This is a genomic window from Shewanella psychrophila (genome assembly GCF_002005305.1).
Classification (GTDB): Bacteria; Pseudomonadota; Gammaproteobacteria; order Enterobacterales; family Shewanellaceae; genus Shewanella; species Shewanella psychrophila.
Map to the genome: position 1 here is coordinate 1,747,280 of NZ_CP014782.1, position 12,600 is coordinate 1,759,879.

Below are 12,600 nucleotides of genomic sequence, written 5' to 3' on the forward strand. Positions count from 1 at the left end.
CTCCCCATCTCTTTTTGAACCAGCGGATCTAACAAAAAGGCGCCATGCTCTCAAATGAGAACATGGCGCCATTGCCGATAAGATCCGAATTTTCATTTTACTTATTGTCTTATAGCTTATTAGTGCAGTGATTATGCCAATAAACAGCCACATTCAATCTGTTGATTTTTATAGGATTTTTAAAAGTTATTGGTAATAATGGAAATGAATGAGCGCACAACCAAGGCGCTTCTGCACCATTTTGGGCGGAATTGAAATGCTTAACTTACCGGCAATTGATGAACTAACTGCTCAACGGAAATCCCACTGTCCATCGCCTGTTTTTGCAGGAGTTTATGAGCTTGAGACTCACTCAAGCCATTTTGCTGCAGTCTCGACTTCACCTTGGCCAACAACTTTTGCGCCTCTAATGATGACTCTAATTGCACAAGCTTCTGCCGTTGCTCATTAGCCAGGCTGAACCTTAGTCTTGCCAGTTCTATGATCTGATCTAGTCTGCCGGATTCAAACTCACCTGGGACAAATGTCACCCTGCCACATTCGAGTATTCTCGTCAGATCTTGTTTCTGCCAGTACTTGGCATTGACTATTACAGGAATAGGCGCGAATTTCATAATACGTAACAATAACTGAAGATCGACGTCAATTATCTCTGTGCAAACATAAACGAGAAGGTCTTGTTCATCGCAAAGAGCTACTCGTTCTATATCCTGTAACTTAGTTAAGCTAGTAACTTGCCAGTGAGTATCATTGATATGAAACTCATCAGCTTGATCTGTAAAACAGGTATAAATAGTCATCTCATTCTCCAGGCCTGATCGGCTGAATATTCAGCTGCAGATACATTTCCATACTTACCTTGTAGTAGATAAACTGCCGATAATGTACTAATCACACTCGCCTCGGCAACCTGTCTGAGCTTAGCTAATGTTAGGACCGAAGCCGATAACTTTGAATGAATTCCACTTTGATGATCACTCGTCTCGCCTTGGTCCCAAATCTGACTCAGTACCAAGCAAGCTTGCGGCGACGACAGTGCAAGCTCTGATGACAAGGTATTCATGCCAACAAAAGCCTCGAGTCGGGTAGGAAGATGAATCACTTGGCTGTTAGCCCGTGATGTGATGGTTAGCTCGGTGGAGATCCTAGGATTAATTTCAGTCTCTCCCTGAACCCCTTTAAAAATACCGACCTTCCCCATAAGTGCGAAAGCCTGCTCGGCATGATTTACCTCTGTGCTATCGGTCTTAGTATCAAAGCCGCTATCAGGCTTATCATGGGAAGAGCCATGAAAAGAATTATCCAAGTGGCGAGTATCTAAATACGTCTGAGCCATCAACTTGGCAACCTTAATGTGCATCTTATCCAGCCCAGGATGAAAATAACTGCGCAGGCTAACAGGCGCATTTGCAGGATTAGTGCAGCGAATGGCTACCTGAAACAAACTTCGTAAACCTAACTCTTGATGTAATTCACGAAATTGCGCTACTAAGGGCGATAAACTATCGGCATCAACATAACAGATCCCCACGGCATCCAATGCCAACTGAGCCTCTTCAGGGTTGCTCGCTTTGGGAATATTTAGTCCCTCAACATGATCGGCAATGTGGTTTCTATGACTGAGTGATCTCGGATCTCCATGGAGCAATACCCGCTCACCTTGGCTAGCAAGCACCTTGGCGGCCAGTAATAGCCAAGGTAATAATTCTCTTTTTCCTGCATAACAAGGCCAATCTATACTCACATCCAGATTTGACCATTGTTCACTGATTGTTGACTTGAGTCCTAAGGCCGCGCCCGCAACTTCCTCACAGGTTTCTCCCCTGACTCGCATCAACATTAATGCCGCAGCGAGCTGAGTCTTAGTGCCCACACCTTGAGAGAAACCACGAATGAGAAAGTGAGATTCCGTTAAGGTTAAAGAGCGAGACCCCCTCTCTCCACGCCCTAATGCTTTTACTAATGCTTGATATTCTTTGCTCATAGAGTTCGCAGCCATTTATTGTTATACCTATTCAACCCGCTCTTAAGCTGACTCAAATAAAACTTTGTCAGTAAAAATATCATTTTTGTGTGGTTCAAACTGACAGAGCAGCTCTGCTAACTCTTGCCCGACATTGACGACTTCACCGACAATCATCAAGGTAGGCCCCGACACCTCAAGCTGCTTGGCCACTTCGGTCATAGTTCCTAACTCGGCAAAAGTAAGTTTTTGCTCACAGCGAGCCCCGCTGCTGATAAACACCATAGGCAATTCAATATTGGCACCTGCACTTAATAAACTATGAGCAATTTGAGAAGCCTGCTCTTTGCCCATATAAAACACTAACGTAGATTTAATCGATATTAGTGCTTGCCAATGAACACCGTTTTTAGATGCCCCTTCCACCACAGTACCTGTCACCATAGTTACCGACCTAGCTACGCCTCTATGAGTTAAAGGAATACCTGCACTGGCTGCGCAGCCAAGCGCAGCTGTCACTCCGGGAACAAAATGACTGGCAATACCATTTTTTGCGAGAAAAAGTGCCTCTTCACAACCACGGCCAAATACATTGGGGTCACCGCCTTTTAATCGTACGACCTTGAGTCCACGCTTCGCACAAATCACCAACAATTGATTGATATCATCTTGCTTGGCACTTGGCATACCACACCGCTTGCCGGCAAAGTGCATCTCACACTCCTTCGATGCCAGTTCAAGAATGTCTTCACTGACCAAGCTGTCATAAATGATTGCATCAGCAGCAGAGATAAGACGAGCGGCTTTAAGCGTTAGTAGCTCAGCATCACCGCAACCAGACCCAACAATCGCCACTCTGTGCGAGGGTGAGATATCCCCGAGGTTTACATTGTTGCTATGTTTCAATTCAATAATATCGGCACTTTCCATCTCATCTCACCCACTTATGTTCGCGATAAATATAAGATTGCAACCAACACGCCAACATTCAACTTATTGATAATTAATAATAAAAATATTTTCAGGTATTACTTTTTGATAAAATGAGCAAAGAAAGTGCAATCAATAGGTAGAAAGAATAAGAAATTGCACCAATATGGGGCTCACTGATCACACGCAGGGTGAGTAAAGGAAAGGGGGGACTGAAACTGATTGGCACAACTATACCATTCCATATAAATATCTGGTCAGTTCAGAGACTCTCAGTTTTTTCAATTCAAGGCGCATTGACGAGAAAATGGTTACTCCCTTTTAAGTCAATGCAACACAGTAGTAACGCTGAGAGTCTCACGCAGTACGGGTTTCAAAGCCCTTTATGCTACGTTGAATGTTCTCGATATAGAATAACTATTAGCTTCAAACATCCGCCTTGCCTACAGCGCTTTGAACTCCCGCTGAATGATCAGATTCTTACTCGGAATGGTATTAATCCTCAATGGCTTGCTATAGAGTAAAGACAAAAGTAGCCGAGAGTATTGCGTTGTTTATACTGATGATAGAGGTGTGTTGAGAGGCTAAAACACTTTATTTAGTGTCTTATTTAGTGTCTTATTTAGTGTCTTATTTAGTGTCTTATTTAGTGTCTTATTTAGTGTCTTATTTAGTGTCTTAAAGGTTAGCCCCTAGCTTTATAAAGGCTAACCTCAAAATTTTTCTTACTTTAGTAGCTGCAAACAGTCAGGTTTATTTACTGCTCAGCGAGTGCAATGCTTGCCATCTTCATGGTACTTGTAAACGATTCTGCACCGGCAATGAACAAACCGTTATGGCAAAACATTGCATCATCTAGACCAGTTACTTCTTGAAGCGCTGTACCGTTTAATCCTGCCCAAGACTTGGGTAGTGACTTTCTATCTTCAAATGACCCAAGCTCTTCAGGTACGGTTTGAATTCTCCACTGACCAGACTGAGATGGATAAACAACATATAAAGCCGTTTCAGATAAGGCGTGGACAGTTCTTTTCCAAGGTGTATATTTTTCCAATACAATCACTCTTGGATCTTCAGCATCATCAATCGCTTTAGCCACAATCATTTTTGCGCTAATACCACCGTTAGCCGAAGCAATAAAACGTGCTAAAACCCGTGATGCAAAGTCTACCGCTTCGTTAAAACTAGCATCAAAGTCGCCCTCTTCTTGCCAAGTTGGGTTAAACATGGAAATGGTGTGACTCAGGCTAATACCTGTAGCAACACCTGTAACATGGCCACAATCAATAGCATCGATGGTCGATACTAAGCCAGCATCTACTGATGCCGCTAACTCTTGATCACCTAGGCAAATTTCTAAGCCAAATTTTTTCCAGATTAAGCCAAAAGATGAATACGGGATACCATCCTCACGCTCACCTGCTCCACCGCGTTGATGATGATCAAAGCGGCCTGCATCCGGATCATACTCTCCACCAACATCAAGCACGACATCTGCTTTAGCAATAATGTCAGCATTACGTGTTCGTACGAGATTAAAAGCCGGGAAAACACATTTAAGTGCTGCGATACTGAAAACATCATCGGCATGAAAATTACCGTCGTGGGTGACTATCGTTATATCATTCATCAGTTTTATCATTTTAGGAAGAAATTAAGAAGCTGCAGGTAAAAATTTTACCACAGATTATAGAATGGACTCTATATTACCAGTCGATAATAACTGATTATCGTTATCCAGCACGGCACAGTTGGTATAACGAAGTCTTAAGAATTATCCAAACGTAAAAATGGGAGCCTAGGCTCCCATTGCTTCAATGTCTGTCAACGAATAAACCTGTTATAGAACAGACTCTGGTGTGCGTCCGTCATCATGACAGCTATCACATGTTGGCTTGTCACCGACATTCATATCATGGGGAGCATGACAATCGGCACACATTAGATTACCTTCATGTGGTTGGTGTACAGCATCCATCTCATCTAGCGTACCGTGACAGCTTTGGCACTGTTCAAACTCATATGCGCCATCTGCAGAAGGCTCACCATCTGCGTGACACGCTTCACAGCCATCCATCTCTACATGCATTTCTGCAAGTTCTTGTGGCTCAGCTATAGCAATAGGTGATAAAGCTAACGCTGCCAAAGCTGCACCGAATAATGCACTTAGTATTTTTTTGCTCACAATCATATCCTCTTATAATGACAGCATAGTGAAGTTTTATTAGTTAACCCCATCTTGCTCTCAATAGTCTTAGCACGACATTGCATAAAGTAGCTAAGGAACTGCAAATACGCAACTTGTCTTGAAGTGAGAATATCGTCAAACCAAACTTGAAACTGTGCGCTTAATCAAATTATGCTGTTACTTATGTACTGAATTCAGTCATATAGTGAGGCTTATCACATATTTCTTATGTAAAAAGACATATGTCCAGTGATTTTATTAAAGTTAAAATTCAGTAAAAAGACTTAATAACTATGCAGAAAAACCTCATAAAACCACAGTAATGATATTCATTATTATTTAGGCGTTTCTATGCATAAGCGACTTAATGCTTGAAGTGCAGTTCCAATATTCCGATGACATAAGTGTAGTTAACATCTCGGTAAGAGTGAAAGCGACATAGAAAGTAAAAATGACAAGGAATGTAGAGAGCCGCAACATCAAGCACCCATGGCTTTCTTTATAGACCAACGCATAACTCTTTAGTTATCAGAAGTCCTGACACAAAGCCAATTTTTTGCCATCCCTAGAAAATTGGCATAAACGTTCCAGACGTAGAAACGGGAGCCTAGGCTCCCGTTTTGTTCATCATGATGACTAACTCGTGATTAGCTAGCACGTAGTGCTGCGATACGCTTCTCTAGTGGTGGATGGCTCATCATCAGTTCTGACATAGACTTCTTACCGTTAATGCCTAATGCTGACATCTGCGCAGGCATAGCACCTGTCGCGGGTCCCTGGCGTAGGCGCTCAAGGGCGGCAATCATCTTCTCTTTACCTGCTAGTTTAGCTGCACCTTCGTCAGCCTTAAACTCACGAATACGCGAGAAGTAAGCCACGATCATAGAGGCAAGAATACCGAAAAGCATGTCGAGGACGAATACTACGCCCATATAGGCGAACATACCCAAGCCTTCACCCTCTTCATCATTGCTAGCAACGAAGTTATTGATGATACCGGCAACGACACGGGCAGCAAAGATAACAAAGGTGTTAACCACACCTTGAATCAGTGTCAATGTCACCATGTCGCCGTTGGCCACATGACTCACTTCGTGGGCCAATACACCTTCAATTTCATCTTGGCTCATGCCATAAAGCAGACCACTACTCACTGCAACAAGGGCATTATCTTTACTTGGCCCTGTCGCAAAAGCGTTAAGTTCTTCTGACTGATAGATAGCCACTTCCGGCATCTTTATACCAGCTTGCTCAGCTTGGCGAGCCACAGTCTCGACTAACCAACGCTCCGTGTTGTCACGAGGTGTGGTGATGACTTCACAGCCCATGGTCTTTTTAGCCATCCACTTAGAGATGGCTAAACTAAGAAATGCACCGCCAAAACCGAAAATAGCGGCAAAAACGAGTAAGCCGCCCATGGTAGATGTATTAACACCCAGTAGTGACATCACAATTGAGGCTACGAGTAAGATTGCCATATTGGTCGCAATCAATAAAAAAATACGCATAAAATAAGCTCCTGTTGGGTACTTGAGTACCTGATGTTGCGTTCTAAAGACATAATATGTCCGAATGGCGAGAATTCAAGGGGAGAAAAGTAAAAAATTGTACATCTAAGCAGATTCAACTCAATTCGGACTCACTTTAAACTCGCAAAATACTAAGATCTATTGACCTTCCATAGTAAAGAAGATGCAGTCTAGGAGGCTTACATTAAGCAAAGCTTAAAACTCGGCGGCTAGCTTAAATGCGGCTGACAATAAGCATTAAACTTGGTTAATTAGATACACAGACTCCAATGAAGCACTCAAAAATGGTGGCGATAAAGACCGAATAACGAATAGCAAACTACACTTTCTTATAAGCCAATTTTGCCGTATCAACAAATAAGTGGACTCAAATTGCCAACTATTTATCCATTAAGCGACTTACATCTTAGATATCACTCTTTGAAAGTATGCTCACAAGGGCATCCAGGGATAAGCAGCTTTTACATCCTCAATACCTTTATTAGCCAATATTTATTAGTCATCACAGTTATCAGCCTCTTACTGACCGGCTCTCATTTAAGCTATGCCAATACAGATGTTCAATCGGAGGCCAAACAAACCAATATCCAGTACATACATTTTCTCATCCCAGGTAGCCAAGGTGGAGGCTGGGATACGACGGCCAGAGAAACCGGAAAGGCACTGCTGTCTACAGGGCTTGTCGAACGTGTGTACTTCGAAAATTTTATCGGTGCAGGAGGTGGACGCGCATTGATAGACCTTGTCAATCATCCCAAAAAACATGCGAATACCCTGATGGTTCAATCCACTCCGCTGCTATTACGTCATCTAACCGGAGTGATTGATTTGGGTTATAGAGATATTATCCCCATTAGCATACTCATTGCCGAATACCAGGCCTTGGTTGTTCCAATTGATTCTCAATTAAATTCAGTCGATGACCTCATCCGAGCCATCACTATTTCTCCCGTACGTAACCCCATCTTAGGCGGTTCATCACTAGGCAGCTTAGATCACGTAACATTTGCTCTCATTGCGCAAGCCGGAAACTTACCCATAGCTAAACTTCGCTACGTTCCCACAGATGGTGGCGGAGATGCCATGTTGCAATTAAGCCGTGGTGTAGGAGTAGCACTGGTCAGTGGTATTGGAGAGGTTATGGAGGCCTATCGTAACAAAGAAATAAAAATATTGGGTGTTACCAGTGAGCATAGACTCACTAACTTCCCCAATGTACCGACCTTCAAAGAGCAAGGTTTCGACGTCAAATTCGCTAACTGGCGAGGCTTCTTTGCCTCATCAACAATCTCAGCTGATAGAGTATATTACTTCAGAAACTTACTCTATGAACTCAATCAAACGACACTCTGGACGAAAACCCGCGATGACCAAGCTTGGCAGGAGCTGTTCTTACAGGGTGATAAAATGCGTTTATTTCTATTCGAGCAAGAAAAGATGTTGAATCAGGCTCTGACGAATCTGGGAATTGAGTAATACCCAGCTCGTAAATTGCACAGACCAAGATAAGTTACCTTAACTCCCATCGAAGATGAATAAAAATTAACCTCAGCAGAGAAATGCCATAAGCCCCTTAACAGGCGATCATAATCTTTACAACTGAAACAATAACCCAGGCTAAGAGAAAGTGTTAAGGGTCTGATGTATTCAAGTGTTAGCGCGCTCACCAATCACAACCCTCACAAAAAACAACCAAGATAAAACACAATAAAAACAATAAACCTACACAATGTAAACCCAGTCAATCAAGATTTATCAAACATAAATGACAGCAAGTTAAGCCAGGATAAAGTTTAACATTGTGCAGCAGAGTTCAACCTTGTTAGTGTGTTGAAGCAACAAAAGTTAAGACCTGAACTTACCAATCAAATAAAAAAAACTGGTCAACCAACAATATAAGAAGAGATTTCACATGCGCAGAAATTTAATAACAATCGCAATAGGTATGGTATTTGTGTTGGGTGGATGTTCCGCTCAATCTGGCGATACGCCGCAAACTCAAATAAAGGCAGATATGACCACTCAACAAAATGCCGACAACGTGCTACTGCATCCCAGTCCATTGCAGGATCAGGCACCACAATTCGATAAAATAACCACCGCTGATTATCTACCTGCATTTCGTTTGGGAATGGCTCAAGATGATAAAGATATCACTAAGATCATCAATAACCCGGCCCCGGCTAGCTTCGATAATACCGTCGCGGCGATGGAAACTTCCGGCACACTGCTAAACCGCGTATCTCGCATGTTTTTCAACCTTTCAGGCCTAATATCCGATGATGAGATGATACAGATCCAGAACACAGTACTGCCTGAACTAACGGCCCATCAGGATAATATCTATCTCAATCGAGACCTATTTGCCCGTATCGAAATAATTTACCAAGATAAAGACACACTAAAAGGTGAGCAGAAGCGCCTTACCGAACTCTATTACAACAATTTCCTGCGTGCAGGAGCCAAGCTCTCTGTGGGAGATCAAGCTAAGATACGAGACATCAATACATCTCTGGCCAAAACCGGCGCCGACTTCTCGCAAAATGTTTTAAAGTCGTTTAAAAATGATGTGATTCTCGTCACCGATAAGAACCAACTTAGCGGTTTATCCGCCGATGAAATTGCCTCACTCGCCGCAGCCGCTAAATCCACTGGCAGAGAGGGTTATATGATAACCCTGGTTAATACCACCAGACAGCCCATACTTGCCAATTTGAACAACCGCGAGCTTCGCCAGAGGATATGGGAGGCATCCGCAAACCGAGCCATGGATACTAATGGTCCCTTAGCCGTAAAGCTTGCAACGCTGCGGGCTGAGAAAGCTGCACTGCTTGGTTATCCGACATGGGCTGCTTATACCGTTGCCGATCAGATGGCCAAGACCCCCGATGCAGTGTTCGATATTCTCGATGATCTTGTGCCTAAGGCCGTCGCCAAGGCTGAAATTGAAGCTAATGACATACGTAATGAAATGGCCAGAGAGGGGGTCAGTTTTGAGCTGCAACCTTGGGACTGGGCTTTTTATGCCGAAAAGGTCCGTCAGCAGAAGTACAGCCTTGATGAAAGCCAGATTAAGCCTTACTTCGAGTTTAACCGGGTATTGAAAGATGGGCTATTCTACGCCATGAATCGACTCTACGGCATAGACATCAAGCCCCGTACAGACCTTCCCGTGTGGCAGGAAGACGTAATGGCATTCGAAGTGTTTAACAAAGACGGTAGCTCTATCGGCCTCTTCTATCTCGACCCCTATGCGCGTCCAGGTAAGAATGGCGGCGCCTGGATGGATGAATTTGTCACACAATCTGGACTATTAGGTACTCATCCTGTGGTGTACAACGCACTGAATATCCCTAAACCCGCAGCAGGTAAACCAACTCTGATGACCTTCGATGAGGTCACCACCATGTTCCATGAGTTTGGTCACGCTGTTCATGGCCTATTCTCCGAAGTGAAGTACCCCAGTATCGCAGGAACCGCTACGGCTCGAGACTTCGTCGAGTTCCCCTCTCAGTTTAACGAAGACTGGGACATCAACCCTGAGGTGATCGCCCACTATGCCAAGCACTATCAGACCGGTGAGCCCATCCCAGCCAAGCTGTTAAACAAGATCCTTAAGTCCCACAAGTTTAATCAGGGCCATGACACCACAGAATATCTTGCCGCCGCTATCTTAGATATGGAGTGGCACTCAATAGCACCCGGCACGCGTATCGATAATGTTGAAGAATTTGAACATAAAGTATTAGCCAAACACGGTATAGACTACGCGCCAGTGCCCCCCAGATACAAGACCAGCTATTTCAGCCACAGTTTCGGCGGCGGATATTCGGCTGGTTACTATGCCTACCTGTGGACGGAAGTGTTGGCTGCCGACGCCTTCTCCTACATGGATACAACGGGCGGCTTGACTCTAGAAAATGGTAACAAATACCGCGAAGCCATCTTATCCAAGGGAAATAGCCAAGATTTGATGGGAGATTATATGCATTTCAGGGGGAATAAACCGACCACTGACGCCCTACTCAAGCGCAGGGGGTTGAAGGACTAACAGACCAGCCAGTGTGAATTATTAGCCCTGATGAAATTCAGGGCTAATATAAGGGGTATTAGATTAAGACAAAACCTAAGCAGAACTAGCAATCAGGAGCTTCTATGGAACCAAAACCTTCTATGCAAGCAAAGCTGTCAGGCTCAGGTGTTCAGCAGCAGCTTTAGCTGAAACCTCACTAAGATAAGGCACCATGCCTAAACAAGGAGAAGGCATGAGCTGATGCAAACTGGCAAGGTTTTCATCCAGGCAGCTGGTCTGAGGCTCCACGATATTAGCGACCCAACCCGCAACGGTTAGCCCATCGGCTATGATGGCTTCATGTGTCAGTACTGCGTGATTTAAACAGCCTAGCTTCACTCCCACCACTAAAATCACCGGCATATTTATGTCCTGTACAACTTCAGAAAGAAATTGTCCCTCCCCCAGAGGCAGACGCCAGCCTCCCGCACCTTCGATGAGGCAAACATCAGTCTCATTGAGTTCAGCAGCAACTAAGCTTTGCTGTATTTTAGCCTGTATTGTACCGGGACTAATGTCGACTCCAGCCTGTGACGCTGCAATATGCGGCGCAATCGCAGGTAAAAACGAGAGGGGATTAACCAATTCATATTCCAACGCGATACTGGACTGCTCAATAAGCGCCAATGCATCACAATTTCTCAATCCAAGCTCAGTCTGCTCACAACCCGAGGCTACAGGCTTAAGCCCTAAGGTGCGGCCATAAGCTTGGCTTTGTCCCATTTTATACAAGAGCGCCGATGTGACTAAGGTTTTACCGCTATCTGTGTCTGTACCTGTGACGAAATAATTCATGGGTTAACCTTATACCAGTTGCAATAATTATCTGACCATTCAGCGGGAGTTCAAAGCGCTGTAGGCAAGGCTGGGGGTTGAAGCTAATAGTTATTCTATATCTAGAGCCACAAACGCAGCATAAAGTGCTTTGAAGCCCGCACGATGTGAGCGACTCAGGATTTCCACTTCTGCTTTGTATTGATTTAAAAGGGAGTAACCATTTCCTCATCAATGCGTCTTGAATTGAAAGCCCTGTGGCACTCTGAATTGATTACATACTTATTTCAATTGGTATTCGTTTCTTAGCTGAAATAGTAGCAATTTGATAAGTCAGCGGAAGCCCTTGGGGAGTTCGGCTTAGTTCTGCTATTGCCAATAACTTTTTCCAATCGCCTCTGCCGCGGATCCCATGGCTTGGCTTGTTATTAGCATTGGCATGAATAGAGGCTCCAACACCTTTAATGGAATAGAGTAACGACTTCAGATCGGCAAAATAAACGCTAATAGCCGTCGTCTCAAACGACATAATTTGCCACAGTTCCCGATCAAAATGACTCAGGATCTCCTCCATCGACCTGAATGCATTCACCCTAAAACCTAACTCTGAAAGCTCAAGTAAGCTGTCTTGGGTAACAATCGCCAAATGATACTCGCCCCCGGATTTGAGTACCCGAGCCGTCTCGTTTAAGCTACTGGAAAGATCGCCGCACCACTGTAAAGCTAGATTAGAATAGGCACTGTCTATGGTGTTATCAGGCAGAGGAATTAATTCGGCATTGGCGCAGACCGTTTGATAGTTGGGAAAATCTAGCTTCACCTGCTCGAGCATGCCTTGAGCGATATCTAATGCTATCACCTGCTTGACTGATTCAAACTGACTGAAATCAGTCCCAGGGCCTGCACCTATGTCTAACAAGACCCTGCCAGGGTCCATTGACTCGAAAAGCTGTATGCAGGAGAGTTTCTGAACTCTATCGTGTTCGTGGTAATGCTTGGCCGCTGCCGAAAATCGTTGAGCAACAGTTTGATCATTAACGCTTTGTGCTACCCTTTTGTTCACTACTTCGGGCTCCTTCATATTACGACTGATGTTCACTACTTATTTCAATTACAGGTGTTAACTACTGGCATCTGACATCAT

At 44.0% G+C, this 12,600-nt stretch carries 10 protein-coding genes; 2 read left to right on the forward strand and 8 right to left on the reverse strand.

What is annotated here, in order from left to right; translation table 11 throughout:
- Positions 1 to 260: 260 nt before the first annotated feature.
- The 6 genes from sps_RS07805 to htpX form a co-directional block, all read right to left on the reverse strand.
- Positions 261 to 800: an ANTAR domain-containing response regulator gene (locus sps_RS07805; protein ID WP_077752020.1), complete on the reverse strand. Its 540-nt coding sequence runs from the start codon at positions 798 to 800 to the stop codon at positions 261 to 263.
- On the reverse strand, positions 797 to 1,999 hold the full coding sequence (locus sps_RS07810; protein WP_237158025.1) for a glycosyl transferase: 1,203 nt from the start codon (positions 1,997 to 1,999) through the stop codon (positions 797 to 799). The genes sps_RS07805 and sps_RS07810 overlap by 4 nt, the downstream gene beginning before the upstream one ends.
- A gap of 27 nt (positions 2,000 to 2,026) precedes the next feature.
- A complete protein-coding gene (gene cobA / locus sps_RS07815; RefSeq protein ID WP_077752021.1) occupies positions 2,027 to 2,893 on the reverse strand; it encodes a uroporphyrinogen-III C-methyltransferase in 867 nt (288 codons plus the stop codon).
- Positions 2,894 to 3,650: 757 nt separating this feature from the next.
- Positions 3,651 to 4,523, reverse strand: a complete 873-nt coding sequence (locus sps_RS07820) for an MYG1 family protein (RefSeq protein ID WP_077752022.1) — start codon at positions 4,521 to 4,523, stop codon at positions 3,651 to 3,653.
- Between the two features lie 210 nt (positions 4,524 to 4,733).
- Positions 4,734 to 5,078, reverse strand: coding sequence for a tetraheme c-type cytochrome CctA (gene cctA / locus sps_RS07825; protein WP_077755593.1), 345 nt, complete (start codon positions 5,076 to 5,078; stop codon positions 4,734 to 4,736).
- Between the two features lie 650 nt (positions 5,079 to 5,728).
- A complete protein-coding gene (gene htpX / locus sps_RS07830; RefSeq protein ID WP_077752023.1) occupies positions 5,729 to 6,589 on the reverse strand; it encodes a protease HtpX in 861 nt (286 codons plus the stop codon).
- A 441-nt stretch (positions 6,590 to 7,030) separates the two neighbouring features.
- Between htpX and sps_RS07835 the strand changes: the two genes are divergently transcribed.
- Together sps_RS07835 and sps_RS07840 are read left to right on the forward strand one after the other, a co-directional pair.
- On the forward strand, positions 7,031 to 8,086 hold the full coding sequence (locus tag sps_RS07835; protein WP_077752024.1) for a tripartite tricarboxylate transporter substrate-binding protein: 1,056 nt from the start codon (positions 7,031 to 7,033) through the stop codon (positions 8,084 to 8,086).
- 436 nt (positions 8,087 to 8,522) lie between these two features.
- On the forward strand, positions 8,523 to 10,661 hold the full coding sequence (locus tag sps_RS07840; RefSeq protein ID WP_077752025.1) for a M3 family metallopeptidase: 2,139 nt from the start codon (positions 8,523 to 8,525) through the stop codon (positions 10,659 to 10,661).
- Positions 10,662 to 10,781: 120 nt separating this feature from the next.
- Here the strand turns inward: sps_RS07840 and bioD are convergent, their stop codons facing one another.
- Together bioD and sps_RS07850 are read right to left on the reverse strand one after the other, a co-directional pair.
- Positions 10,782 to 11,477, reverse strand: a complete 696-nt coding sequence (gene bioD / locus sps_RS07845) for a dethiobiotin synthase (protein WP_077752026.1) — start codon at positions 11,475 to 11,477, stop codon at positions 10,782 to 10,784.
- A gap of 253 nt (positions 11,478 to 11,730) precedes the next feature.
- Entirely contained in the window at positions 11,731 to 12,519 is a 789-nt protein-coding gene (locus sps_RS07850) for a methyltransferase domain-containing protein (RefSeq protein ID WP_077752027.1), read from the reverse strand.
- Positions 12,520 to 12,600: the final 81 nt, after the last annotated feature.